The organism is Crossiella sp. CA-258035 (assembly GCF_030064675.1).
GTDB lineage: Bacteria > Actinomycetota > Actinomycetes > Mycobacteriales > Pseudonocardiaceae > Crossiella.
Genome location: NZ_CP116413.1, coordinates 2,943,738 through 2,968,101, shown reverse-complemented (window position 1 = coordinate 2,968,101; position 24,364 = coordinate 2,943,738). Strand labels below are relative to the sequence as shown.

24 protein-coding genes and 2 riboswitches are annotated in these 24,364 nt (G+C 71.5%); of the genes, 8 read left to right on the top strand and 16 right to left on the bottom strand.

Translation table 11 applies throughout. The features are described from left to right. Window positions 1–13: 13 nt before the first annotated feature. The 4 genes from N8J89_RS13665 to N8J89_RS13650 all read right to left on the bottom strand — a co-directional run bounded on the left by N8J89_RS13665 (window position 14) and on the right by N8J89_RS13650 (window position 4,963). Window positions 14–1,483: a peptide MFS transporter gene (locus N8J89_RS13665; RefSeq protein ID WP_283664716.1), complete on the bottom strand. Its 1,470-nt coding sequence runs from the start codon at window positions 1,481–1,483 to the stop codon at window positions 14–16. Between the two features lie 320 nt (window positions 1,484–1,803). After that, window positions 1,804–2,652 (bottom strand): sugar phosphate isomerase/epimerase family protein, encoded by an 849-nt coding sequence (locus N8J89_RS13660; protein ID WP_283664715.1) that lies wholly within the window; start codon window positions 2,650–2,652, stop codon window positions 1,804–1,806. Next, window positions 2,652–3,809, bottom strand: coding sequence for a dihydrodipicolinate synthase family protein (locus N8J89_RS13655; protein WP_283664714.1), 1,158 nt, complete (start codon window positions 3,807–3,809; stop codon window positions 2,652–2,654). Before N8J89_RS13655 ends, N8J89_RS13660 begins: the two co-directional genes overlap by 1 nt. Next, window positions 3,806–4,963 carry a Gfo/Idh/MocA family protein gene (locus N8J89_RS13650; protein WP_283664713.1) on the bottom strand — a complete coding sequence of 386 codons (1,158 nt, stop codon included), beginning with the start codon at window positions 4,961–4,963 and terminating at the stop codon, window positions 3,806–3,808. The genes N8J89_RS13655 and N8J89_RS13650 overlap by 4 nt, the downstream gene beginning before the upstream one ends. Before the next feature lie 124 nt (window positions 4,964–5,087). On the opposite strand from N8J89_RS13650, the gene N8J89_RS13645 reads away from it, so the two are divergent. From N8J89_RS13645 to N8J89_RS13610, 8 genes are all read left to right on the top strand, one after another. Beyond that, complete coding sequence (locus tag N8J89_RS13645; RefSeq protein ID WP_283664712.1) at window positions 5,088–6,116, top strand: LacI family DNA-binding transcriptional regulator; 1,029 nt, start codon at window positions 5,088–5,090, stop codon at window positions 6,114–6,116. A 227-nt stretch (window positions 6,117–6,343) separates the two neighbouring features. Then, on the top strand, window positions 6,344–7,702 hold the full coding sequence (locus tag N8J89_RS13640; protein WP_283664711.1) for a hemolysin family protein: 1,359 nt from the start codon (window positions 6,344–6,346) through the stop codon (window positions 7,700–7,702). Next, on the top strand, window positions 7,699–8,742 hold the full coding sequence (locus N8J89_RS13635; RefSeq protein WP_283664710.1) for a hemolysin family protein: 1,044 nt from the start codon (window positions 7,699–7,701) through the stop codon (window positions 8,740–8,742). The genes N8J89_RS13640 and N8J89_RS13635 overlap by 4 nt, the downstream gene beginning before the upstream one ends. A 726-nt stretch (window positions 8,743–9,468) precedes the next feature. Next, window positions 9,469–9,993 carry an RNA polymerase sigma factor gene (locus tag N8J89_RS13630; RefSeq protein ID WP_283664709.1) on the top strand — a complete coding sequence of 175 codons (525 nt, stop codon included), beginning with the start codon at window positions 9,469–9,471 and terminating at the stop codon, window positions 9,991–9,993. Further along, on the top strand, window positions 9,990–10,694 hold the full coding sequence (locus N8J89_RS13625) for an STAS domain-containing protein (RefSeq protein ID WP_283664708.1): 705 nt from the start codon (window positions 9,990–9,992) through the stop codon (window positions 10,692–10,694). The genes N8J89_RS13630 and N8J89_RS13625 overlap by 4 nt, the downstream gene beginning before the upstream one ends. Window positions 10,695–10,708: 14 nt before the next feature. After that, window positions 10,709–11,674, top strand: a complete 966-nt coding sequence (locus tag N8J89_RS13620; RefSeq protein ID WP_283664707.1) for a 3-methyladenine DNA glycosylase — start codon at window positions 10,709–10,711, stop codon at window positions 11,672–11,674. A 174-nt stretch (window positions 11,675–11,848) separates the two neighbouring features. Then, window positions 11,849–13,594, top strand: coding sequence for a substrate-binding domain-containing protein (locus N8J89_RS13615; RefSeq protein ID WP_283664706.1), 1,746 nt, complete (start codon window positions 11,849–11,851; stop codon window positions 13,592–13,594). A gap of 73 nt (window positions 13,595–13,667) precedes the next feature. Further along, window positions 13,668–13,856: a DUF397 domain-containing protein gene (locus N8J89_RS13610; protein ID WP_283664705.1), complete on the top strand. Its 189-nt coding sequence runs from the start codon at window positions 13,668–13,670 to the stop codon at window positions 13,854–13,856. A 327-nt stretch (window positions 13,857–14,183) separates the two neighbouring features. Here N8J89_RS13610 and gcvP read toward each other — a convergent pair whose 3' ends face one another. From gcvP to N8J89_RS13550, 12 genes are all read right to left on the bottom strand, one after another. Then, window positions 14,184–17,066: an aminomethyl-transferring glycine dehydrogenase gene (gene gcvP / locus N8J89_RS13605; RefSeq protein WP_283664704.1), complete on the bottom strand. Its 2,883-nt coding sequence runs from the start codon at window positions 17,064–17,066 to the stop codon at window positions 14,184–14,186. A 43-nt stretch (window positions 17,067–17,109) separates the two neighbouring features. Further along, window positions 17,110–17,222, bottom strand: a riboswitch (glycine riboswitch). After that, a riboswitch (glycine riboswitch) is annotated at window positions 17,223–17,322 on the bottom strand. It abuts the riboswitch before it with no gap. 156 nt (window positions 17,323–17,478) lie between these two features. After that, the gene (locus N8J89_RS13600) at window positions 17,479–17,874 is read right to left on the bottom strand and encodes a hypothetical protein (protein ID WP_283664703.1); all 396 of its coding nucleotides are present in this window, start codon (window positions 17,872–17,874) and stop codon (window positions 17,479–17,481) included. A 118-nt stretch (window positions 17,875–17,992) separates the two neighbouring features. Next, window positions 17,993–18,559: a MerR family transcriptional regulator gene (locus N8J89_RS13595; RefSeq protein WP_283664702.1), complete on the bottom strand. Its 567-nt coding sequence runs from the start codon at window positions 18,557–18,559 to the stop codon at window positions 17,993–17,995. A 408-nt stretch (window positions 18,560–18,967) separates the two neighbouring features. Continuing rightward, complete coding sequence (locus N8J89_RS13590; protein WP_252481562.1) at window positions 18,968–19,441, bottom strand: bifunctional nuclease family protein; 474 nt, start codon at window positions 19,439–19,441, stop codon at window positions 18,968–18,970. Window positions 19,442–19,603: 162 nt separating this feature from the next. Beyond that, window positions 19,604–20,332 carry a transcriptional regulator FtsR gene (gene ftsR, locus N8J89_RS13585; protein ID WP_283664701.1) on the bottom strand — a complete coding sequence of 243 codons (729 nt, stop codon included), beginning with the start codon at window positions 20,330–20,332 and terminating at the stop codon, window positions 19,604–19,606. Further along, window positions 20,329–20,784 (bottom strand): glycogen accumulation regulator GarA, encoded by a 456-nt coding sequence (gene garA / locus N8J89_RS13580; RefSeq protein ID WP_252481560.1) that lies wholly within the window; start codon window positions 20,782–20,784, stop codon window positions 20,329–20,331. The genes ftsR and garA overlap by 4 nt, the downstream gene beginning before the upstream one ends. Window positions 20,785–20,900: 116 nt before the next feature. Then, on the bottom strand, window positions 20,901–21,287 hold the full coding sequence (gene gcvH, locus N8J89_RS13575) for a glycine cleavage system protein GcvH (RefSeq protein ID WP_283664700.1): 387 nt from the start codon (window positions 21,285–21,287) through the stop codon (window positions 20,901–20,903). Between the two features lie 48 nt (window positions 21,288–21,335). Then, window positions 21,336–22,073 (bottom strand): DUF881 domain-containing protein, encoded by a 738-nt coding sequence (locus N8J89_RS13570; protein ID WP_283664699.1) that lies wholly within the window; start codon window positions 22,071–22,073, stop codon window positions 21,336–21,338. Between the two features lies 1 nt (window position 22,074). Continuing rightward, window positions 22,075–22,407 carry a small basic family protein gene (locus tag N8J89_RS13565; protein ID WP_252481557.1) on the bottom strand — a complete coding sequence of 111 codons (333 nt, stop codon included), beginning with the start codon at window positions 22,405–22,407 and terminating at the stop codon, window positions 22,075–22,077. Further along, window positions 22,404–23,279 (bottom strand): DUF881 domain-containing protein, encoded by an 876-nt coding sequence (locus N8J89_RS13560; RefSeq protein WP_283664698.1) that lies wholly within the window; start codon window positions 23,277–23,279, stop codon window positions 22,404–22,406. The genes N8J89_RS13565 and N8J89_RS13560 overlap by 4 nt, the downstream gene beginning before the upstream one ends. Further along, the gene (clsA, locus tag N8J89_RS13555; RefSeq protein ID WP_283664697.1) at window positions 23,269–23,895 is read right to left on the bottom strand and encodes a cardiolipin synthase ClsA; all 627 of its coding nucleotides are present in this window, start codon (window positions 23,893–23,895) and stop codon (window positions 23,269–23,271) included. The genes N8J89_RS13560 and clsA overlap by 11 nt, the downstream gene beginning before the upstream one ends. A 110-nt stretch (window positions 23,896–24,005) precedes the next feature. Further along, window positions 24,006–24,236: a hypothetical protein gene (locus N8J89_RS13550; protein WP_252481554.1), complete on the bottom strand. Its 231-nt coding sequence runs from the start codon at window positions 24,234–24,236 to the stop codon at window positions 24,006–24,008. Between the last annotated feature and the right edge of the window lie 128 nt (window positions 24,237–24,364).

The window sequence follows — 24,364 nt, the reverse complement described above, 5'->3', positions numbered from 1 at the left end:
GCAGCGGGATGCGTCAGTTGACGCCGTGCATCAGCCGCTTCACCCGGCCGGCGCCGATCCACAGGCAGACCGCGAGCAGGATCGCCGCGCCGCCGAGCAGGCCGAAGTAGGCCAGCTCGGACATGGTGGTGGACAACGGCGCGATCTGGCCCGCGATGCCGTTGCCGGCCGCGGTGGCCAGGAACCACAGGCCCATCATCTGCGAGGCGAAGGCGGCCGGGGCCAGCTTCGTGGTCGCGGACAGGCCCACCGGGGACAGGCACAGCTCGCCGACGGTCTGCACCGCGAAGACCAGCAGCAGCCACAGCGCGCCGACCTTCTCACCGCTGAGCCCGGCCACCGCGAGGATGCCGAAGGACAGGCCGACCAGCACCAGCGCCACCGCGAACTTGCGCGGGGTGGTCGGCTGGCGGGTGCCCATGCGCAGCCACAGCGCGGCCACCAGCGGGGCCAGCAGCACGATGAAGGCCGGGTTGACCGACTGGAACCACGGCGCGGGGAACTCCCAGCCGAAGATGTTGCGGTCCACCCGCTCCTCGGCGTAGATGTTGAGCACCGTGCCGGCCTGCTCGAAGATCATCCAGAACAGGGTGGCGCCGATGAACAGCGGGATGTAGGCCTTGACCCGGTCCCGCTCCACGTCGGTGGTCTTGCCGCTGCGCAGCATGAACACGAAGTAGCCCGCGGGCAGCAGGATGGACAGCAGGCTGATCAGGTCGACCACACCGCCCACGGCCAGCCAGCCCAGGTAGATGGCGGCCACGATCACCAGCACCACCGCGATCACGATGCCGACCAGCCGGCCGACGACCTTGGCGCGGTGGTCCTCCGGCAGCGGGTTGGTCGGGCGCAGACCGGCCTCGCCGAGGTTCTTGCGGGTGAGCACGTACTGCAGCAGGCCGAAGAACATGCCGACCGCGGCCGCGCCGAAGCCCACGTGGTAACCCCACTGGGCGGCCAGGAAGCCGCACAGCAGCGGCGCGATGCCGCCACCGATGTTGATCGACATGTAGAAGATGGTGAACCCGGCGTCGCGGCGCGGGTCGTCCTCGGCGTAGAGGCGGCCGACGATGCTGGAGATGTTCGGCTTGAGCAGGCTGGTGCCCAGCACGATGAGCACCAGACCGAGGTAGGTCGTGGACGCCCCGGCCGGGATGGCCATGCTGATGTGCCCGAACATGATCAGGATGCCGCCGTAGAGCAGCGCCTTCTGCGCGCCGAGCAGCCGGTCGGCGATCCAGCCACCGGGCAGGGATCCCATGTACACCGCGGCGGCGTACACCGAGCCGACCGCGATCGCGGTCTCCTTGGGAATGCCCAGGCCGCCCTCACTCACGGCCTTGTAGAGGTAGATGACCAGCAGCGCCTTCATCCCGTAGTAGGAGAACCGCTCCCACATCTCGGTGAAGAAGAGGCTGGACAGCCCTCGTGGTTGGCCGAAGAAGCCGCGTTGCGGCGCCGCTTCGTTGACGGTCGCGCTCACGGTGAGGTCCCTCCTGATGTCACACCGCCCGGGTCAACCGGACCTGTCAAGGGCGAAAGAGTACGCGCGTCCGATTTGGCCCGACAACGGCCCGTGTTTCACCGAATAGCGAGGCACTAAAGGCGCTGGTGACACGGGTCTCATTCACCGGTAAAAGGTTTGGTCAGCACCGGTGCCAGATCCGGTCGCCGCGCTGCGGCCACCGCTCCTCCCCTGCCGCCGGAACGGCTCGAGCAGCGCAAGCGCCCCCTCCGGCGAGGTGGCCGCGCCCGGCCACGGCTGAGCCGGGCAACCGAATTCCGGGCCGGGCGCGGCGAGTTTCAGCCCAGCGGTCCGATTTGCGCGGTCCTCGCGCTTTCCAGTCCGGGCAGCACCAGTTCCCGGTGCGCCGCGACCACCCTGGCGAACACCTCCTCCGGATCCGCCGCCCAGACCTCCTCGTGAAAGACCTCCACCTCGGCCACCCCGGCATAACCGGCCCCGGCCACGCACCGCCCCAGCTGCCCGAAGTCGATGTGCCCCTGTCCCGGAATCCCGCGCCCGGCAAGCACATCCGCCGGCAATGGCGTGATCCAGTCGCATACCTGGTACAGCGCGATCCGCTCCCCCGCCCGCGCGATCTGCGCCTCGACCTCCGGGTCCCACCACACGTGCACGGTGTCCACCACCACCCGCACCGCCGGACTGCCGATCGCCTCCACCATGTCCAGCGCCTGTTTCAGCGTGGACAGCACGCCCCGGTCCGCGCAGAACACCGGGTGCATGGGCTCCAGGGCCAGCACGACCTCCCGTTCCGCGGCGTAGGGGGCCAGCTCGGCCACCGCGTCCGCCACCCGGGTCCGAGCGGCCCGCAGGTCGCGGTCGAACAGGCCGCCGACGACCAGGACCAGGGACTGCGCGCCGAGCTCGGCGGCCTCGTCGATGGCGCGGCGGTTGTCGGCCAGGGCCTCGGGCTGGTTCGCCGGGTTGGTGAGGAAGCCGCCCCGGCACAGGGAGGAGACCTGGAGGCCGGACTCCTCGACCTCGCGGGCGGTCCGGGTCACGCCGTGGGCCTGCACCGGGTCGCGCCACAGGCCCACGGCCGGGACCTCGTGGCGGCGGCAGGCCGCCAGCAGCTCCGGGATGGACAGGCTGCGCACGGTCATCTGGTTCATCGACAGGCGGCGCATCACAGGCCTCCGGCCGTGGCGAGCAGGGCGGTCCAGCGGTGCGCGGCCAGCTCGGGGTCGGGCAGCAGGCCGGTGCGGTCGGCCAGGCGCAGCACCTCGGCCAGGTGCGGCAGGGAGCGGGCGGACTGCGCGCCGCCGACCATGGCGAAGGCGGGCTGGTGGCCGGTCAGCCAGGCCAGGAAGGTCAGGCCGGTCTTGTAGTGGTAGGTGGGGGTGGCGAACAGGTGGCTGGACAGCGGGACCGTGGTGGCCAGCTGGGCGCGGAACCCCGCGGTGTCCCCGGAGTCCAAAAGGGACAGTGAGTCGGCCGCGATCGGCGCGATGCCGTCCAGGATGCCGAGCAGGGCGTCGCTGTGGCCCTGCTCGTCGCCGGCGATCAGCTCCGGGTAGTGGTAGTCGTCGCCGGTGTAGCAGCGCACGCCCTCGGGCAGCCTGCGCCGCAGGCCGATCTCGTGCCCGGCGTCCAGCAGCGAGACCTTGATCCCGTCCACCCTGGACCGGTGCGCGTGGATCAGGTCCAGGAAGTGCCCGGTGGCCTCGGCGACCTCCGCCGACCCCCAGTAGCCGGTCAGCGCGGGGTCGAAGGCGGGGCCGAGCCAGTGCAGGATCACCGGGCGGTCGGTCTGACCCAGCACCCGGTCGTAGACCCGGTGGTAGTCCTCGGCCGAGCGGGCCGCGGCGGCCAGTGCCCTGCTGCACATCAGGATCGGCTGCACCTCGGCCTCGGCGGCCACCGCGAGCTGGGCCAGGTAGGCATCGGCGACCTGGTCCAGGGTGGCCGGTCCGGTCAGCTGGTCGGTGCCCACCCCGGCGGCGATCCGGCCGCCGCAGGCGCGGGCCTCCTTGGCGCTGCGGCGGATCAGCTCGGCCGCGGCCGGCCAGTCCAGGCCCATGCCGCGCTGGGCGGTGTCCATCGCCTCGGCCACGCCGAGCCCGTGCCGCCACAGGTGGTGCCGGTAGGCCAGGGTGCTGTCCCAGTCCAGGGCGGCCGGGGCGCCGGGGGTGTTGTCGGCGAAGGGGTCGGCGACCACGTGCGCGGCGGCCAGCACCTGCCGCGAGGTGGCCGCCCTGGCCGGCCGCGACCAGCGCCAGCCGCCGGTGTCGAGCGCGTGGCGGCGCAGGGTGCCGTCGGGCTGGGGCAGCAGGACCTCGGTCACGTCAGCTCCGGAACGCTCAGGCGGCGGCCCTCCGCCGAGGACTTCAGGCCCAGTTCGGCCAACTGCACCCCGCGCGCGGCGGTGTGGAAGTTGTGCGGGTAGGCCGCGGCGGGCTCGGGATCGGCCAGGTGCCGCAGGAACTCCGTCCACTGCGCCTTGAACCCGTTGTCGAAGACGGTGTTGTCCGGCACCGGCTGCCACTGCGACCGGAAGTCCGACTCCACCGGCAGGTCCGGGTTCCACACCGGTTTCGGCGTGTGCGCGCGGTGCTGGGCCACGCACTCGCGCAGCCCGGCGACCGCGCTGCCCTGCACACCGTCCACCTGGAACTCGACCAGCTCGTCCCGCCGCACCCTGGTGCACCAGGAGGAGTTGACCTGCGCGACCACCCCGTCGGCCAGCTCGAAGATGGCGTAGGCGGCGTCGTCGGCGGTGGCCTCGTAGGGCCGGCCCTGCTCGTCCCACCGTTGCGGGACATGGGTGACCGCCCGCGCGGTGACCGCGGTGATCGGCCCGAACAGGCCTTCGAGGAGGTAGCTCCAGTGCGCGAACATGTCCAGCACGATGCCGCCACCGTCCTGCGCGCGGTAGTTCCAGCTGGGCCGCTGCGCGGGCTGCCAGTCGCCCTCGAACACCCAGTAGCCGAACTCGCCGCGCACGCTGAGCACCCGGCCGAAGAAGCCGCCGTCGATGAGCCTGCGCAGCTTCTGGATGCCGGGCAGGTACAGCTTGTCCGCGACCACCCCGTGCCGGATGCCCGCGGCCTCGGCGGCCCGCGCCAGCGCCAGCGCGGTCGGCACGTCCGGCGCGATCGGCTTCTCCGCGTAGACGTGCTTGCCCGCGGCGACCGCCCGGTGCACGGCCTCGGCCCGCGCGCTGGTCACCTGCGCGTCGAAGTAGACCTCGACCGCGGGGTCGGCGAGCACACCGTCCACATCGGTGCTCCAGTTCGGCAGGTCGTGCCGGTCGGCGATGTCCTTGAGTTTGGCCGGGTCCCGGCCCAGCAGGACGAGCTCCGGCAACAAGGTGTCCCCATCCGGCAACCGGACGCCGCCCTCGGCGCGGATGGCCAGCAGGGATCGCACCAGGTGTTGCCGATATCCCATCCGCCCGGTAACCCCGTTGAGTGCGATCCCGATGGGGCGCACCGACATGTCGACCTCCCGTGAACTTCGGCGGTAGTCTGGAAAGCGCTTTCCAACACGCTACGGTCACCGGATCGCCACCGTCAAGGCGCGCGCCCGCTACTCTGCGTACCGCGAGTACGGAGGTAGACCAGTGACGCAACGGCAGGTCACGCTGGCCGAGGTGGCCAGACAGGCGAGCGTGTCCTTGGCGACCGCGTCCCGGGTGCTCAACGGCAGCACCCGGCAGGTGAGCACCGAGCTGCGCGACCGGGTGCTGACCACGGCGCGCGTCCTCGGCTACCTGCCCAACGCCTCCGCGCAGGCGCTGGCGCGCAACTCCAGCGTGCTGGTCGGCCTGGTGGTGCACGACATCGCCGACCCGTACTTCTCCTCCATCGCCGCCGGGGTGACCAGGGTGGCCGAGGAGAACGGGCTGATCGTGGTGCTCGGCACCACCAACCGCGACCCCGGCCGCGAGCTGGCCCTGCTGTCCACCCTGCGCGCGCACCGGGCCAGGGCGATCGTGCTGGCCGGCACCAGGACCACCGACCGCAACACCACCGCGCAGCTGGCCGCCGAGGTGCAGGCCTTCACCGCCCAGGGCGGCAGGCTGGCCTGCGTGTCCCAGGCCAGGCTGCCCGCGGACACGGTGATCCCGGCCAACAAGCTGGGCGCGACCAAGCTGGCCCGCGCGCTCATCGAGCAGGGCCACCGCCGCTTCGCCGTGCTGGCCGGACCACCGGAGCTGGTCAGCGCCCGCGACCGGCTGGCCGGTTTCCGGGCCGGGCTGGCCGAGTCCGGCATCGAGCTGGCTGCCGAGGACGTGCTGCACGGCGGGTTCACCCGCGACGGCGGTTACACGGCCGCCGAGCAGCTGCTGGCCGGCAAGACCCGGGCTACCTGCGTGTTCGCCGTCAACGACGTGATGGCGCTGGGCGCGATGGCCGCCTTCCGCGCGGCCGGGCTGACCATCCCGGCGGACATCTCGGTGGCCGGGTTCGACGACATCCCCACCCTGTCCGACCTGGTGCCCTCGCTGACCACGGTCCGGCTGCCGCTGGAGGAGATGGGCGAGCGCGCGGCCCGGCTGGCGCTGGATGAGGACCCGCCGCCGCAGGCCCGGTCGGTGCGGGTCAACGGCGAGGTCGTGCTGCGTGACTCCACGGCGCCGCCGCGCTGATGTTCCCGCGAAGAGGGGACATGGGTCACAGCTGTGCCGCCGGACCGCGTTTGTCCAGCGCTTACACTGGGTACGATCCGCGCACGCGGGTCCGATTTTGTGATCCATCCTGTTTGAGGAGTGAAGCACCCCGTGCCAGAAGCGCGGTCCCCCGGAAACAGTAGCGAGCCGGGGGAAAGCCCCGGCTGTCATAGCAACCCGGACACCCGTCTCCTCGGAGGCCCGAGGTGACCGGAACGCTTTCCATCGTGCTCAGCCTGGTCGGCCTGGTGGTGCTGACCCTGGGCACCGGCCTGTTCGTGGCCGCCGAGTTCTCCCTGTCCGCGCTGGAGCGCAGCACTGTCGACGCGCACGCGCGCGACGTCGGCGACCGCAGGGCCAAGCAGGTCCAGCACGCGCACCGGACGCTGTCCTTCCAGCTCTCCGGCGCCCAGCTGGGCATCAGCATCACCACCCTGGTCACCGGTTACCTGGCCGAACCGGCGCTGGCGAGGCTGTTCGGCCCGCTGCTGAGCTGGCTGGGGCTGCCCCAGTCGGCCTCGCTGGTGATCGCGCTGGCGCTGGCCGTGCTGATGGCCAACGTGCTGTCCATGGTCTTCGGCGAGCTGGTGCCCAAGAACCTGGCCATCGCCAGGCCGCTGCCCACCGCCCGCGCCACCGCGGGCCTGCAGGCCGGGTTCTCCCGGGCCTTCGGCTGGGTGATCACCGGGCTGAACGGGGCGGCGAACTGGATCGTGCGCATGTTCGGCGTCGAGCCGGTGGAGGAGCTGCGCTCGGCGCGGTCCCCGCACGAGCTGGGCTCGCTGGTGCGCACCAGCGCGGTGCGCGGCACCCTGGACAAGAGCACCGCCACCCTGCTGGACCGCTCGCTGCGCTTCGGCGAGCGGCTGGCCGATGAGCTGATGACGCCGAGGGTGCACGTGCAGGCGCTGCGCTCGGACGCCAGCGTGCTGGACCTGATCGAGCTGAGCCAGCGCACCGGGTTCTCCCGGTTCCCGGTGCACAGCGGCGACCTGGACGACGTGATCGGCGTGGTGCACGTGAAGCAGGCGTTCGGCGTCCCGGTCCAGCAGCGCGACACCACCAGGGTCGCCTCGCTGGCCCGCCCGGTGCCGACCGTGCCGGACACCCTGGAGGGGGACGCGCTGCTGGACCGGCTGCGCGCCTCGGGTCTCCAGGTGGCGCTGGTGGTCGACGAGTACGGCGGCACCGCGGGCCTGGTCACCCTGGAGGACCTGGTGGAGGAGATCGTCGGCGACGTGCGCGACGAGCACGACCGCGGCGAGGTCAACCCGGTCCGTCCGCTGGGCAAGCAGAGCTGGATGGTCTCGGGTCTGCTGCGCGGCGACGAGGTGGCCGAGGCCACCGGTTTTGACCTGCCCGACGGCGACTACGAGACCATCGCCGGCTACGTGCTCTACCGGCTGGGCCGCATCCCGCAGGTGGGCGATGAGGTCCGGCACGACGGCTGGCGGCTGACCGTGATGCGGATGGACCGCAACCGGATCGCCGAGCTGCGGGTCACCCGCGTGCCCGAGCAGGCCCCGGTCGGCTCTGTGGTCGCGCCTGAGGAGGTGCGGGCATGAGCGGCGGAGTGGCCCTGCTGGTGTCGGTGCTGTTGCTGGCACTCAACGCCTTCTTCGTGGGCGCGGAGTTCGCCCTGATCAGCGCCCGCCGGGACCGCCTGGAACTGCTCGCGGACGCGGGCTCGGCCGGGGCGCGCACGGTGATCGCGGCCAGCGAGCGGATCTCGCTGATGCTGGCCGGGGCGCAGCTGGGCATCACGCTGTGCTCGATCGCGCTGGGCGCCATCGCCAAGCCCGCGGTGGCCGCGCAGCTCAGTCCGCTGCTGGCGCCGCTGGGCGTGCCGGAGGCGGTGGCCGACGTGCTGGCCTTCGTGGCCGCGGTGCTGATCGTGGTGGTGCTGCACATCGTGCTCGGCGAGATGGTGCCGAAGAACATCGCCATCGCAGGCCCGGAACGCACCTCGCTGCGCATGGTGCCCGCGCTGGTGTTCTTCGTCCGGGTGGTCCGCCCGGTGATCACCACGCTGAACTGGCTGGCCAACGGCGTGCTCCGGCTGCTCAAGGTGGAGCCGAAGGACGAGCTGGACAGCGCCTACACCCCCACCGAGCTGTCCGAGCTGATCGCCGAGTCCCGCCGCGAGGGCCTGCTCGACGACTCCGAACACCGCAGGCTCACCCAGACCCTGTCCTCGGCCCAGCGCACGGTCGCGGACGTCCTGGTCCCCCTGGACAAGCTGACCACGGTCCCGGAACAGCCCACCGTCGGCGACGTGCAACAGGCGGTGATCAGCACCGGCTACTCCAGGTTCCCGGTCCGCACCAGCACCGGCTCGGTCCGCGGCTACCTGCACGTCAAGGACGTCCTGGACCTGGCAGGCGCGGACCCGGCAACCCCGGTCCCCCGCAACCGCATCCGCGGCCTGCCGGAACTCCCGGCGGACGCCCGCCTCGACGAAGCGGTCGCCGCCCTGCGCCGAGCCCAAAGCCACCTGGCCGGCGCGGTAGCCGCCGACGGCACCATGCTCGGCGTGGTCGCCCTGGAAGACCTGGTAGAGGAGTACGTGGGCACAGTCCGAGACGCAACCCACGTCCCCAGCTAGCCACCAACGGCACCAGAACGGCCAACACTCCGTGCCACTTCGGCCAACACACCGCCCACAACGGCCAACACTCCGGCAAGCACCTCGCGCCCGGCGCGCCCCGCGCGCCCCGCGCGCCCGGCGTGTTGGCCGTTCTGGTACGGAGTGTTGGCCGAAGTGGCACGGGCTGTTGGCCCGAGCGGCGCACCCCAGCCCACGCCCACAGCCCGCGGTTCATCACCTCGCGATGACTTGTCGCGAAGAGGCGTGGCGCGCCAGCGACACGCCGGGCTCTTGACGAAGCGGTGGGGTTGATTTTTTCGCGTCGTGTGTTCGTGACCCCGACACTCCGAAGCTTGCTTCGCGTGTGTCGGGGTCACGAACGCACGACTCAGGAGCGAAAAAATCCCGCGCGCGGAGCGCGCCAATACAACAGAGCCCGGCGTCCACATGCCGGACGCCGGGCCCTGTTGTGCGGGACGGTCCGCGCCCGGGGCAAATCGTGACATCCGCCCGCTCGGGTCGCGCCATCCCACCCTGTGGTTGCCAGCGACGGAAACGCCCGCACCCTCCCGACTCCCGTGGCGGCGTCCCGCTGACGACCTGTAGCTCGTCCCCCATGAAGAACTACGAACGATCACGTCCTGCGCGAACTGTGAACTGGCTCACACCCCGGCGGGCGGCGCGCGAGTAGACACAGTAGCGACATACTCACAGACGGTAACAACATTGATCAGTGGGGCTGCCATGAGCACCACGTCACCGAACATCCTGTCCTTCTCCGCCCACGACTGGGGGCAGTGCGCGCTGCTGCGACCCGAGCTGGTCCGCCTCGCCGCCCGCCGCGGCGCGGGGGACGACGCCGAGGACCTCGTGCACGAGGCCTTCATCCGCACCGCCGCGCACCCCGACCTGGATCGCAGCCGGTTGCGGCAGTTCCTGATGACCGTGGTCAAACGCCTGTGCGTGGACCACCTGCGCAAGCAGTCGGTGGCCAACCGGGTGTTCGACCACCCGATGCTGGCCCCGCTGCAGACCAGCGGTCCCGCGGAGGTGGTGGTGGACCGGATGCACGCCAGCTGGGTGCTCGACCAGCAGGACCTGGTGGACGAGGCGGACCGCGTCCTGCTCCTGCTGCTGGCCGAGGGCCGCTCCTTCCGCGAGGTCGGGCAGCGGCTGCGACTCAGCGAAGCCGCGGTGGAGGCGGCGGCCAAGGCGGGCAAGCGGCGGATCCGGCGCAGGCTCGCACGGCGGGATCCGGCGCAGGCATGACCGGACCCAGCCCGCTCCGGCTGATCACCTGGAGCCGTCGTCACCTGGCGGTGGTGCAGCCGATGGGCCGGCTCGACCTGTCCACCCACCACCGGCTGCTCGACGGGCTGCTCAAGGTGGCCGCGGAGGAACCAGGCGCGCTGGTGGTCAACCTGGCCCGTCTCGAGGTTGGCCCCGCGCACGGCGTCGGCGTGTTCTACCGGGTCTGGCAGCGGGTCAACGAGTGGCCGGGCATCCCGATGGCCATGGTCGCCCCGGAGCCGGAGCTGCGGGAGGTGCTGCTCCGCGGGGTGCTGTCCAAGGTGATGCCGGTGTGCGCGACGCTGACCGAGGCGGTGCGGGTCTGCCGGGCGCCACCGGCGGTCCGGCAGCGGGAGGTGCACCTGCCCGGCGGGGACATCAGCGCGCTGCGGGCCCGGCTGTTCGTCACCGACGCCTGCCTGGACTGGGGCGGGCACGAGGTGCTCGGCGACGCGCTGCTGATCATCGACGAGCTGGTGGCGAGCGCGGTGGCCGAGGGCAGCCCGGAGGTCTGGGTGCGGGTGCGGCTGCGCGGGAACAGGCTCAGCCTGTCCGTGCGGGACCGGGTGCCGGGCACGACTCCCCCGGCGCCGGCCGCGGTCGGCCAGCTCGCCCTCTCCCACGGCCGCACGCCGAGCGTCGGCGGCAAGATCTGCTGGGCCGTGCTCGGACTGCCGTGACCTAGAATCGGCAGGTGGTCGCTACGCCTGCCCAGCACCTCGTCCTGGACGAGGCGGACTGGCACGCACAGCGCGCCACCTACCTGGAGCGCATCCGCCCGTGGACCGAGGGACACCGCGCCCGCAAGGCCGGCGGCGAGAAGCACCCGGTGCTGGACTTCATGTTCACCTACTACAGCTTCAAGCCCGCGCAGCTGGAGCGGTGGCATCCGGGGCCGGGGGTGACCCTGGCCGGGGACTCGGCGCTGGAGTATTTGCGCTGGCCCGCCTACACGCGCACGGCCGAGGGCGTCACGCTGGACCCAGCGGCCTTCCCATCGGCGCGGCGGCGCACCGCGGAGTTCGTGCTGGCCCTGCTCAGCGCGACCGCGAGCAGGCCGCCGCGGCTGGGCTGCTTCGGACTACACGAATGGGCGATGGTCTACCGGACCTCGCCGGAGCAGGTCCGGCACGTGGGCTGGCCGCTGCGGCTGGGGCACGAAGGCACCGACCGGCTGGTGGAGAACAGCCAGGTGCGCTGCTCGCACTTCGACGCCTTCCGGTTCTTCACCGAGCCCGCGCGGCCGCTGAACACTCTGCAACCTACCCGCGAGGGCCAGCTGGAGCTGGAGCAGCCGGGCTGCCTGCACGCCACCATGGACCTGTTCCGGTGGGGCTACAAACTCGCCCCGCACACGCCGTCGGCACTGATCGCGGACTGTTTCGAGTTGGCCTTGGCGGTGCGCGAACTCGACATGCGGGCCAGCCCCTACGATCTCGCGGCACTGGGTTATCCGCCGGTCCGGATCGAAACAGTGGAAGGCCGGGCGGAGTACGTCAAAATGCAAAGTGCATTTTCGCGCCGGGCCGAGCCGCTGCGCGCGGCGCTGGTCGAGTTGTGCCGTACGCTGCTCGGATGGCCGGCGCCCCCAGCGGAGGGCGAGCCGGACCACGATCACAACAAGTTTCCGCAAACCTCAGCCGCTATCCACTCTCCGTGACATATCTTGACGCTCTTCTGTCACCTGTTAGCGTGACACGCTGACGGTTCATGGCTGTTGATTACCAACGGTTTGATGGTGATCCCGGTACGGAAATGCCGGGCGATCACGCAGGGCTGAAGGGGATGTCGGATGGCTCGACACCGCGCGGCTGGGGAAGGCACCCGGCGCGGGATGGCTCGATGGCCCTTCGTGGTCGTCGGCGTGGTCGCGTTGGTCGTCCTCGGCTACCTCAGCTGGACCTGGCTGGGCGGCATCCTGGACCGCAGGGCGGCCGCGCAGGCCGGGGAGTGCAGGCAGGGCGAGCTGACCATGCGGGTGGTGGTCACGCCCAGCGTGTTCGAACCGCTGAACAGCGCGGCGATCGCCTGGAACGGCCAGCGCCCGGTGATCGACGACTACTGCCTGCGCGCCGACGTGCAGGCGCTGGACTCCGCCAGCGTGCTCACCGCGCTGACCCAGGGCTGGGACACCAGCAAGCTGGGCCAGCCGCCCTCGGCCTGGCTGCCGGAGTCCTCGCTGTGGGTGAACCAGCTGCGCGCGCAGAACAGGTCGCTGCTGGGCGCGGCCGCGGAGTCCATCGGCAACTCCCCCGTGGTGCTCGCGGTGCCCGAGGCCGCGGCGCAGCCACTGCGCTCCGGCCGGGGCTTCCGCTGGAGCGAGATCCCCGAGCTGCTCTCCGCCCCCGACGGCTGGAAGCGCTTCGGCGTCAGCGACTGGGGCCGGTTCACCATGGGCGTGCCGGACCTGGTGCGCAACCCGGCCAGCGCGCTGGCCCTGCAGTGCGCGCTGGCCTCGGCCGGGAAGAAGGAACGCGGCCCGGTCACGGTGGACATGCTCAACCAGCCCGCGGTGCGCACCACGCTGAGCCAGGTGGCCAAGGCCAAGGTAGCCAACGTGCCGCCGACCACCCAGGACGCGCTGGTCGAGCTGAGCAAGACCCCCGACCTGACCACCTCGCCCTACGACGCGGTGCCGGTGCTGGAGATCGACCTGTTCCGCCGCAACCTGGGCAAGGACGGCGGCCCCAAACCGGAACGCCCGCTCTACGGCATCCCGGCCGCCGGCCCCGCGCCCGCCGCGGACTTCCCGCTGCTGCCGCTGTCCGGCGAGTGGATCAACGACGCGCAGGTGCGCGCGGCGCAGAAGTTCAGCGACTACCTGCGCGAGCCCAACCAGGAGAAGGTGCTCGCCCAGGAGTCCGGGGTGCGGGTGCGCAGCACCAACGACCGCCCGCGCACCTCCCCCGGCATCACCTGGCTGGCCAACGACGAGCTGCTGGCCCCCGCGGATGAGAACACCACCCAGCAGCTGGCCGCGTCCTGGGCGAGCTCGGTGGACAACGGCCAGACGGTGACCGTGCTGGTGGACGTCTCCGGCTCGATGAACGCCGACGGCGGTGGTGGCAAGTCGCGGATGGACTGGCTGAAAGCCGCGCTGCGCGGGCAGGTCGACCGGTCCGTCTCCGGTTCTATGGGTATGTGGGAGTTCTCCCGGTCACTGGACGGGAAGAAGCCCTACCGGCAACTGGTGCCCACCAAGGGGATTGAGCAGCAGCGGAACGCCCTGCGCAGCGCGGTCGACGGCCTGAAGCCGGTCAGCGCCACCCAGCTGTACTCAAGCCTGGCTGTGGTTTACCGCTCCGCTGTGGAGAATTACGAGCAAGGGCGGACGAACCGGATCGTGGTGCTCACCGACGGCCCCAACGACGGCGGTCTGAACCTGCAGCAGTTGCAGGCCGAGCTGGACAAGGTGCGGAACCCGAACAAGAAGGTCGCGATCAGCTTCATCACGATCGGCCCCGACCCGGAACGCGCCCCACTCACCAAGATCGCCCAGTCCACGGGCGGCTCGGTGTCCGTCGCCGAGGACGGCGCGGCCATCGACCCGGCACTGGGGCAGCTGCTGTCCGCAGGCTGACTCCGCCGAGGAACTGTCGAAGTGACGGTGGCCGCGCGGGCTTCAGGCACGTCCGGCCACGAATGGAGTGGGTATGACACCTGACCGCCCTGCGTCTCCGTGGCGCAAGAGCAGCTACAGCAGCGGCAACGGGGAGAACTGCGTTGAGGTCGCCTTCGCCCCGGACGCGGTGGCGGTACGCGACTCCAAGAATCCGGACGGGCCTCGGTTGTTGTTCTCCGCTGGGGCGTTCGCGGTGTTCTTGCGCGGGTTGAGCGACTAGATCTTTTGTCCACTGTGGACGGTGTCTGGCGGGGCTGGAATTGATGCAGGGCCACGCAATTGGGGGTTGGTTGCCCGTTGCGTCGGGGCTTGGTTGCGGGCGGCGGGGGTGCGTTGGTTAGGGGCAAGAGCTACAGGCGTCCTCGCCGGACGGGCAGAGATCAAAGCATGGGGGAAAGGCAGAGACGCAGGCTTGGTCTTGAGGTGGGCGTTTGAAAGCCACCCCGTCGCTGGTGCGCGGGCTTCGCCCTGCGGTCGCTTTTGGGGATGGAAGGCAAGCGCCCCGGACCGTTCGGCCCGGGGCGCTCTGGGTGTTGCTTGTTGCTCGTCAGCTCTCGAAGGCGCTGATGGGGGGGCAGGAGCAGACCAGGTTGCGGTCGCCCTTGGCGCCGTCGATGCGGCGGACCGGGGGCCAGATCTTCGGGCGGTCGGTCTTGACCGGGAAGGCGGCCTCGGCGCGGGTGTAGGGGTGGTTCCAGTCGCCGGTCAGGCTTTCGGCGGTGTGCGGGGCGTTGCGGAGGGGGTTGTCCGCCACCGGCCACTCGCCCGCGCCGACCTTGTCGATCTCCTTGCGGATGGCGATCATGGCCTCGCAGAAGCGGTCCAGCTCGGCCAGGTCCTCGCTCTCGGTGGGTTCGACCATGAGGGTGCCTGCCACCGGGAAGGACATGGTGGGGGCGTGCAGGCCGTAGTCGGCCAGGCGCTTGGCCACGTCGTCCACGGTGACGCCGGTGGCCTTGGTGATCGGGCGCAGGTCCAGGATGCACTCGTGGGCGACGAAGCCGCCCTCGCCGGTGTAGAGGACCGGGAAGTGCTCGTCGAGCTTGCGGGCCACGTAGTTCGCCGCGGCGACGGCGGTCAGGGTGGCGCGGCGCAGGCCGTCGGGGCCCATCATCCGGACGTAGGCCCAGGAGATGGGCAGGATCGAGGCGCTGCCCCACGGTGCCGCGCTGATCGGGCCGACGCCGGTGGCCGGGCCCGCGGTGGGCTGGAGCGGGTGGTTGGGCAGGAACGGCGCGAGGTGTTCGCGGACGCCGATCGGGCCGACGCCGGGGCCGCCGCCGCCGTGCGGGATGCAGAAGGTCTTGTGCAGGTTCAGGTGCGAGACGTCGCTGCCGAACTTGCCGGGGCGGGCCAGGCCGACCAGGGCGTTGAGGTTCGCGCCGTCGACGTAGACCTGGCCGCCGGCCTCGTGCACCAGGGCGCACACCTCGGCCACCGTCTCCTCGTACACGCCGTGCGTGGACGGGTAGGTGATCATGATGGCGGCCAGGTCGTCGCGGTGCGCCTCGACGGTCTCGCGCAGGTGGCCCAGGTCGATGTTGCCCTTGTCGTCGCAGCGGACCACGATCACCCGCATGCCGGCCATCACCGCGCTGGCGGCGTTGGTGCCGTGCGCCGAGGACGGGATCAGGCAGACGTCGCGGGCCTGCTCACCGCGGCTGCGGTGGTAGGCGCGGATGGCCAGCAGGCCGGCGAACTCGCCCTGGCTGCCCGCGTTGGGCTGCACGCTGACCGCGTCGTAGCCGGTGACCTCGGCCAGCCAGGCCTCCAGGTCGTGCACCAGGGACAGCAGCCCGGCGGCGTCGGCGGCGGGGGCGAAGGGGTGCAGGTTGGCGAACTCCGGCCAGGTGATGGACTCCATCTCCGCGGTGGCGTTCAGCTTCATCGTGCAGGAGCCCAGCGGGATCATGCTGCGGTCCAGGGCCACGTCCTTGTCGGAGAGGCCACGCAGGTAGCGCAGCAGCGCGGTCTCCGAGCGGTGGGTGTGGAACACCGGGTGGGTCAGGTAGTCCGAGGTCCGGACCAGCTCGGCGGGCAGCGCGTCCGCGGTCTCCGCGTCCAGCGCGTCGACCTCGCCGGCGACGCCGAATGCCTGCCACACCAGGGCGAGGTGCTCGCGGGTGGTGGTCTCGTCGCAGGCGATGCCGACGTGGTCGTTGTCGGCCAGGCGCAGGTTGACGCCGACGGCACGGGCGTTCGCCACGACCTCCGCGGCGCGGCCCGGCACGTGCGCGAGCACGGTGTCGAAGAAGCGGTCGTGCTTGACCTGCACACCACCGGCGCGCAGGCCCGCGGCGAGCACCGCGGCCAGGCGGTGCACCCTGGTGGCGATGGCGCGCAGGCCGTCGGGGCCGTGGTAGACCGCGTACATCGCGGCGATCACCGCGAGCAGCACCTGCGCGGTGCAGATGTTGCTGGTCGCCTTCTCCCGGCGGATGTGCTGCTCACGGGTCTGCAGCGCGAGCCGGTAGGCCGGGTTGCCGTCGGCGTCCACGCTCACCCCGACCAGGCGGCCGGGCAGCTGCCGCTCCAGGCCGGAACGCACCGCCATGAAACCGGCGTGCGGGCCGCCGAAGCCCATCGGCACGCCGAAGCGCTGCGTGGTGCCCACCACGACGTCCGCGCCCCACTCCCCCGGCGGGGTCAGCAGGGTCAGTGCGAGCAGGTCGGCGGCCACCGCGACCTGGGCGCCGCGCTCGTGCGCCTGCTCGACCAGCGCCCGGTAGTCGCGGACCGCGCCGCCGGCGCCGGGGTAGGACAGCAGCACGCCGAAGAACTCGCCCTCGGGCAGGCCCTGCGCCAGGTCGGCCAGCACGATCTCGATGCCCAGCGGCTCGGCGCGGGTCTCGATCACCGCGATGGTCTGCGGCAGGCTGTCGGCGTCCACCACGAACCGCGGCGACTTGGACTTGCCCGCCCGGCGCACCAGCGTCATCGCCTCGGCGGCCGCGGTGCCCTCGTCCAGCATGGAGGCGTTCGCGGTCTCCAGGCCGGTCAGGTCGGCGACCATGGTCTGGAAGTTGAGCAGCGCCTCCAGGCGGCCCTGCGAGATCTCCGGCTGGTACGGGGTGTAGGCGGTGTACCAGGCCGGGCTCTCCAGCACGTTCCGCTTGATCACCGGCGGGGTGATGGTGCCGTAGTAGCCGAGGCCGATCATCGGGGTGCGCAGCGTGTTCCGGTCGGCCAGCGCGCGCAGCTCGGCCAGCGCCTCGAACTCGGTGGCCGGCGCGGGCAGCGCGAGGGCCAGCTCGCCCTCGCGGATCACCCGGGGCACCGCCCGCTGGGCCAGCTCCTCCAGCGAGCCGACCCCGATGACGTCGAGCATCCGGGCCAGCTCAGCCGGCCGCGGACCGACGTGCCGGTCGGCGAAAGGAGTGCCGTGCTCCAGCGCGGCCAAGGGGATGCGATCGGGGTTCGGCTGGGTCATGCTCTCGCCTCCGGCGCCTAGGGGTGGGCATGCGGAACTGCCCTCCCCCTCTGTCCGTACCCGGTTTCCGGGCGCCTGAGAGCTTCACCCGGCCACTGAGCACCGGACTTGCACCGTCGGCGGGTCCACGCGAACGCGGACCGCTTTCCAGAGGTGTCTGCCCACACGGTCCGCTTGGCCTGAGAGGTTCCGGGGAGGAGTTGCTCCTTCGGCGCCGGACCGATGGCTCCGGTCCGGGCTCTCCCGCGTGGGGATCACGACTACGCGCGAATCCTACCCCGCCCGAGTCAACCGGAAGTTTCCGACGTGCCCGAGAACACCAGGTCACCGGCCGTGGTCGCGAACAGACACAGGGCGTGGCCGGGCCGCCACCGCGCGCAGCCTGCCGGGATGCGCGCGGCGGCGGCGCGGGTCAGGAAGCCTGCTGCGTGCCGCAGGAGCGCACCGCGCCGTCCGTGCCGAGAAGGCACAGCCGGAACGCGGTCGGGCGCGCGCCCGGCCACGGGAAGCCGCGGGCCACGCTGTGCTCGCCCGCGCCGCAGGCCGGGGGCACGTTGACCGCGCCCCAGCCGCTGCCCGCGGTCCACTGGACCTGGTAACAGTCCTGCGCCGTACCCGCGGTGCTGAGCTTGCCCTCGAGCTTGTAGGTGCAACCGATGATCGGGTTGCACACGGTGTCCTTGGTGCCGGTGAACTTGCCCTGCTCGTGCCCGAAGCTGATCGGCGCGGGCGCGGCCTGGGCCAGTGGAGCGGAGACGCCGAAAGCGGCCAGGGCCAGCGCGGCCACGGTCAGCAGACGTCGAGTCATGGTGGAACCCCCAAGTGCGGGCGGCTGCTCCCTGGGCAGCCGTCAGCGGGAGCCTAAGCAGCGGCCACCGGCCATTCCGAGGGGTTTCAGCCAGAACCGAACCGGCGGCAGAACTGGTTCAGCCGGTCTGCCGGTCGCGGCGCTTGCGGGCCAGCTCGTCGTCCTCGCCGGGCAGCAGCTCCACGCCGTCGGCCCGCTCGGCCGGGAACTCGTGGATGGTGCCGCTGATCTCCCGCATCGCCCCGCTGACCGCGATGCCGAACACGCCCTGACCGCCCTGCAGCAGGTCGACCACCTCCTCCGGGGAGGTGCACTCGTAGACCGTGGTGCCGTCGCTGAACAGCGTGATCCGGGCCAGGTCGCGCACGCCCCTGCGGCGCAGGTGGTCCACCGCCACCCGGATGTTCTGCAACGAGACGCCGGTGTCGAGCAGCCGCTTGACCACCTTCAGGACCAGGATGTCCTTGAAGGAGTACAGGCGCTGGCTGCCGGAGCCGTGGGCACTCCTTATGGTCGGCGAGACCAGTCCGGTGCGGGCCCAGTAGTCCAGCTGGCGGTAGGTGATGCCGGCGATCTGACAGGCCGCCGGGCCCCGGTAGCCGACCAGCTCGTCCGGCAACGACATGTCAGGGAACAAAGCACCCTGCTCGGGCGCGCCTCGATGACTTGGCGCTTCCTCGACCACGCGTGCCTCCCCTCGGCCGACCCTCCGGTCGGCAACGGCGACCGCACGCCCGTGTCCCCACCGGCGTGTCGGTCCTGAGCAGGCGGCCGGGAAACTGGTTCCGCCCCGGCGCGATTGACTCGCCACCGACGGTAAGACGGGCCATCCCCCGGGTCAACGCGACGCGCGGGGAAGGGACCACGGTCCCGCCCGGAGCCTCGGCACCATTCACTCTTCTGAACCGATTCCCGCGCCGTCACCTGGTCGGACGGTGACGACCGGACCGGCATCCCAGCACAACCGCCACAAGATCACAGCTTGACCACACGATGGTGTGACGGCGGAGAGTGGTTGATCACTGAACGACTCGGGCCTCCGAGATGCCGCTGACGGCATCTCGGAGGCCCGAGTGGAAAGTTCGCGTTGTCTCTAGGTGTCCGCCCCGCGGAAGTCCTCCGGTGACACGGAGTCCAGGAACTCGCGGAACTTCTCCACCTCGTCCTCCTGCTCGTCCGGGATGACCAGGCCCGCCTCGGCGAGCACCGCCTCCTCGGCGTGGATGGGCACGCCGACCCGCAGCGCGAGCGCCACCGAGTCGCTCGGCCGGGCCGAGACCCGCACATCCCCGTCGAAGACCAGCTCCGCGAAGAACGTGCCCTCCTGCAGGTCGGTGATCCGGACCTGTTCGAGCTGCCGCCCCAGTGCCCCGATCACGTCCTTGAGCAGGTCGTGGGTCAACGGCCGGGAGGGCCGCACCCCCTGCTGCTCCAGCGCGATCGCGGTCGCCTCCACCGAGCCGATCCAGATCGGCAGATAGCGGTCACCTTCGGTTTCACGCAGCAGCAGGATCGGCTGGTTCGCGGGCAGCTCCACCCGCACACCGACGACGCGCATCTCGCTCATCGGAACTCGCCTCCTCCAGTGCGTTGGACCGCAATATCCCCGCCACTACGAGGATCGCGTACCGACTCCTCCGACGCTACCCGCCACAGGACACGGTTGCCTGCTCCAGCCCATGTCATCGCGGGCACGAACATCACGTTTCGGCCGCGACCTGCGCGGGAGTCACCCGCCGGTCACGCCCCGCAGGCCGATCTTGACCAGCAACGTGTGCAGCGTCACGGACAGCGCGGCCAGCTCTCTGACCACCTCGTCCGCCCTCGCCCTGGCGTCGCGGTCGCGCTGCCGGGCGAGTGGAGCAGCGATCTGCTCCACCAGCCCTACTTCCCGGTCGGCGGAGGAACGAAACGCGCGCAGGTGCCTGGGCTCGATGCCGAACTCGGTCATCGCGCGCACGGTGCGCACCAGCGCGGCGGTGTCGGAGTCGTAGAACCCGGCCGCCCCGGCCCTGACCAGGCCGTAGCGCTCCAGCTCGACCAGGGTCGCGCCGTCGATGCCGGTGCGTTCCAGCAGCTCCTCGCGGGTCAGCCGGACCTCCCCGCCGGGCGAGAACGCCTCGGCGCCGGGCAGGCCGTCCACCGCGACCAGGGTGCGCGGCGGGCGCGGGGAGGCGCCCGTGGGCACGTCACCGCTGTCGAATGCCTCCAGCTGCTCCTTGATCACCTTGAGCGGCAGGTAGTGGTCCCGCTGCGCGGCGAGCACGAAGCGGAGGCGTTCGACGTCGACCGGCGAGAACTGGCGGTACCCCGACGGGGTACGCGCCGGGCGGACCAAGCCTTCCGACTCCAGGAACCGGATCTTGGAGATGGTCACCTCGGGGAACTCGGCCCGGAGCTGCGAGAGCACCGTGCCGATGCTGAGGCCACCATGCTGGGGCCGCCCGGCCGCCGTCACTGAGCCGGTGCGCCGGGGCCGGTCAGGAAGACCAGTCGGAACTTGCCGATCTGGACCTCGTCCCCGTTGGCCAGCACCGCGGTGTCCACCGGGGCCCGGTTGACGTAGGTGCCGTTGAGGCTGCCGACGTCGACCACGACGAACTCCCCGCCCTCACGGCGGAACTCGGCGTGCCGCCGGGAGACGGTGACGTCGTCGAGGAAGATGTCGCTGTCGGGGTGGCGGCCCGAGCTGGTGGTGTCGCGGTCGAGCAGGAAGCGCGAGCCCGCGTTCGGGCCGCGCTTGACCACCAGCAGGGCGGACCCGGCCGGCAGCGCGTCGACACCGGAGATGGCCGGCTCTGGGGCCGCGGTCTCGGTGCCCTCGACCTCGGCGAGGAAGTCGGCCCGGAAGACCGAAGTGGACTCTGCGGGACGCTCCGGCGGAACGCCGGGCCCGTCGTGCGTGCTCACCTGAGTGCTCCTCGTGCCCGATGGATCTTGCGAAGTGTCCTGCCAACGTACCGTGTTGGTCTGTTCGTTCCCTGAGCGGCTCCTGCGCTTGCCGAAGAGCCGGCGAAAGATCGAGATCACGCTTCGCTGATCTTCTCGGCGTAGGCGGCCGGGTCCAGCAGGCCGTCCAGCGCGGCGGCGTCGTCGAGGCGCACCTCGAACAGCCAGCCCTCGCCGAAGGGATCGGAGTTGATCGTCTCCGGCGCGGTGACCACGGCCTCGTTGACCGCGGTGACCTCGCCGCCGACCGGCGCGTAGATGTCGGAGACGCTCTTGGTGGACTCGACCTCGCCGATGCTGTCGCCGGCCTTGACCGTGTCACCCACCGAGGGCGGCTGCACGAACACCACGTCGCCCAGTGCGTTCTGCGCGTAGTCGGTGATGCCGACGCGCACCACGCCATCGCCGGTGACCTGCACCCACTCGTGGTCCGCCGTGTACTTCAACTGCTCGGGCACATTCACCGAGTGTTCCCCTTCCGTGCCGGTGCGACGTGCCGACCAACCCTTGTGTCAACCGGCTGGTCGAGCGTATTTCTGCTTGCGTTCCGCCCGCAACGCGGTGATCTCCACGCGGTCCTGTTGCTGGATGCGTGTCGAGCCGCCCTTGCGTTCCACTGTGTCCACCACCCCGCCGGGGATGTTCAGTGCCGCGGCAAGAGTAGGGGGATCGCCGATGGCCGTGATCACGTAGGGCAGGATCAGCGTGGTCCCGTCGATCCGGACCAGGCCGTCCGCGCCGGTCAGCGCGGTGTCCACGCCCACCCGGACCGGACCGGTCTGCACCGCCTCGGCGCCGGCGTTGCGCAGTTCCTGGATCACGTCCAGCAGCACCTCCGGCCCCAGCTTGCCCGCCCCGTCGCCGATCTCCACCCGGAGTCCGGGTCCGGTCACCGGCACCGTGCCGGTGAGCACGGCCAGCGCGGTGGCCCTGCGCCTGGCCTCCTCCAGCGCGGCCGCCGAGGCGGTGCCGCCCTCCTGGAGCTTGCGCAGGGTGGCCTCGGACTCGGCGATCTCCTTGCGCAGCGCGGCCTCGCGCTCCTGCAGCCCGTCCAGCAGCACCACCAGGTCCTGCGGGCGGGCCTCGGCCAGGCCCTCGCCGGTCTGGGTGCGCCTGACCTGGGCGACCAGCGCGACGCCGAGCACCACGCACAGCACCACCATGGTCGACCCGGTGACCCAGCGGTTGTCCCTGATCTTGATCAGCCGGTGTTTCGCGCCGGAGCGCTTGGGCAGCCCGTTGCCGGTCATCTCAGGCCTTGAACAGGTGTCGACGGATGGCCGCGGCGTTGCCGAAGATCCGGATGCCGAAGACCACCACCACCGCGGTGGACAGCTGCGCGCCCACGCCCAGCTCGTCGCCCAGCCACACGATCAGCGCGGCGATGACCACGTTGGAGACGAAGGAGACCACGAAGACCTTGGCGTCGAACTTGCCGTCCAGCCGGGCCCTGATGCCGCCGAAGAGCGCGTCCAGCGCGGCCACCACGGCGATCGGCAGGTAGGGCTGGGCCCATTCCGGCACCGTGGGGTCCAGCCACAGACCGAGCAGGACCCCCATCGCGAGGGCGAACAGGGCGATCACCGTTTTCCTCCCGGTGTGCTCGTGGGCGGCGGTGTGCTCGTGGCCGATGAGGGCGGGGGCGGGGTGAGGGTGGCGGCCAGGCGGCCCTCGGTGATCCCGGCGGCGGGCAGGCGCAGCTCGTCCCGGTTCTCCACGGTGAACACCGTGCCGTAGTCGGCGGCGAAGGCGAGGAAGCGGCGGTAGGCCTCGGTGTGCGAGAGCGCCTCGCGCATCTGCCCCGGCGGGCCGATCGCCTCCAGCACGTAGGGCTGGGTGATCGGCCGGTTGTCCACCAGCATCGCGCCGCCGGCCTGCCGGATGGTGGCCCTGGGCTGGAGCCGGACGCCGCCGACCGCGACCGCCTCGGCCCCGCTCGACCACAGCGCGTTGACCAGCACCTGCAGGTCGCGGTCCAGCACGTTCTGGTGGTTCTGCTCGCCGCGGGCGATCGGGTCGCGCACGGTGATGGCCAGCCCTGGCCCGCGCACCGCGATGGCGCCTGCGGCCTCGGTGAGCGCGTTGAGCCGCTCCAGCTCGGCCCGGCCGGCCTCGTCGCCATCGAGGGCCTTGCCTCGCGCCTGGTCCAGCGCGGCGGCCAGCACGGCGGCGCGGCGGCTCAGCTCCTCGGTCTCGGCCCTGGCCGCGGCCACGTCGTCGGCCAGGCTGCGCCGGGTCTGGTCCGCGCCGGGCGCGCGCTGGGTGGCGTCGGAGGCGGCCACGCCCAGCAGCAGCCCGGCCACCAGCGCGCCGGTGACCAGCCAGAGCTTGTGGCTGCGCCGGTTGGGGGGTTCGCCGTCGCGGCGGCGGTGGGCCTCCTCGTAGCCCGCGTCCAGGTGGTCGCCGAGCAGCTGGCCGAGGATGCCCAGCTCGCCCGGTTTCGGATCAGCCGCCACTGGCCTGGGCGAGCCGGGCCGGGCTGCCCGCGCGCAGCGCGCCGCCGAGCTGGACCAGGTAGAGCACCGCCGCCCACACGTACATGGCGCCGCCCCAGATGGTGAAGGCGTAGGCCAGCGGCCGGAACCACTCCGCGCCGGTGTAGGTGCCGTCGGTGAGCAGCAGCAGCGGGAAGGCGTACATCAGGCAGAAGGTGGCCGCCTTGCCGACGTAGTGCACCGGGAACGGCCCGTAGCCCAGGCGGCCCAGCACGAGCACCGCGATGCCGAGCACGACCTCCCGGCCGACCAGCACCGCGACCACCCACCAGGGCACGATGTCGCGGATCAGGAAGGCGATCAGGGTGGCCAGGATGTAGAGCCGGTCGGCCGCCGGGTCGAGCACTGCGCCGAGGCGGCTGGACTGGTTGAGCCAGCGGGCCAGCTTGCCGTCCAGCCAGTCGGAGAGACCGGCGACGACGAGCACGATCAGCGCGAGGATGTCCGCTTTCGGGCCCAGCAGCAGCCACAGGAACAGCGGGACTCCGGCGAGCCGGAGGAAGCTCAGGATGTTCGGAACGGTCCACACCCGGTCCGGCAGCTCGGCCTCGGCCGGTTCCTGCCTGGTGCTGCTCACTCGTCCCCTCCAGCCACCCGTCTGATCCGCGCTGCTCAGGGTGCCACACCGGTTCGGGGTCGATGTGGGGTGGCCCGAGGGGATCAGACGGGTGGCGAGGGCGCCGCGACTCAGATGTCGCGGCGGGTGCTCCACCCCTGACGCTGCAAGTCCGCATTCGTCAGCAACTGCGCGCGGCCCCGGTCATCGACGCCGGCCCAGCGGGAGCGGCCGAAGCCCTGCTCCAGGACGTACGCGTGTCCGCCGCTCCAGACCACGCTGCACGGCGCGGTGGGCAGGCTGGACCGGCGCGTCGTACTCGCCGGGTCGTCGATGGTCGCGGAGACCGTCTGTGCGCTCATGGTGGGCGGCACCTCCATCAGGTAGTTCGGCTCGCCGCGGTTGAGCGTTGGCGGCGATGAACCAATGATGTGGTGCGCGCGACAGGTTTAGGGTCAAAACCGGCTGGGTAGCGGTGACCGGCGCCACG

What these genes read in the sequence shown, in the direction of transcription:
- N8J89_RS13660 (WP_283664715.1), bottom strand. Translation starts at nt 2,652, where the DNA reads ATGCGCCGCCTGTCGATGAACCAGATGACCGTGCGCAGCCTGTCCATC.
- N8J89_RS13650 (WP_283664713.1), bottom strand. Translation starts at nt 4,963, where the DNA reads ATGTCGGTGCGCCCCATCGGGATCGCACTCAACGGGGTTACCGGGCGG.
- N8J89_RS13635 (WP_283664710.1), top strand. Translation starts at nt 7,699, where the DNA reads ATGAGCGGCGGAGTGGCCCTGCTGGTGTCGGTGCTGTTGCTGGCACTC.
- N8J89_RS13630 (WP_283664709.1), top strand. Translation starts at nt 9,469, where the DNA reads ATGAGCACCACGTCACCGAACATCCTGTCCTTCTCCGCCCACGACTGG.
- N8J89_RS13625 (WP_283664708.1), top strand. Translation starts at nt 9,990, where the DNA reads ATGACCGGACCCAGCCCGCTCCGGCTGATCACCTGGAGCCGTCGTCAC.
- N8J89_RS13615 (WP_283664706.1), top strand. Translation starts at nt 11,849, where the DNA reads ATGGCTCGATGGCCCTTCGTGGTCGTCGGCGTGGTCGCGTTGGTCGTC.
- N8J89_RS13610 (WP_283664705.1), top strand. Translation starts at nt 13,668, where the DNA reads ATGACACCTGACCGCCCTGCGTCTCCGTGGCGCAAGAGCAGCTACAGC.
- gcvP (WP_283664704.1), bottom strand. Translation starts at nt 17,066, where the DNA reads ATGACCCAGCCGAACCCCGATCGCATCCCCTTGGCCGCGCTGGAGCAC.
- N8J89_RS13600 (WP_283664703.1), bottom strand. Translation starts at nt 17,874, where the DNA reads ATGACTCGACGTCTGCTGACCGTGGCCGCGCTGGCCCTGGCCGCTTTC.
- N8J89_RS13590 (WP_252481562.1), bottom strand. Translation starts at nt 19,441, where the DNA reads ATGAGCGAGATGCGCGTCGTCGGTGTGCGGGTGGAGCTGCCCGCGAAC.
- N8J89_RS13570 (WP_283664699.1), bottom strand. Translation starts at nt 22,073, where the DNA reads ATGACCGGCAACGGGCTGCCCAAGCGCTCCGGCGCGAAACACCGGCTG.
- N8J89_RS13550 (WP_252481554.1), bottom strand. Translation starts at nt 24,236, where the DNA reads ATGAGCGCACAGACGGTCTCCGCGACCATCGACGACCCGGCGAGTACG.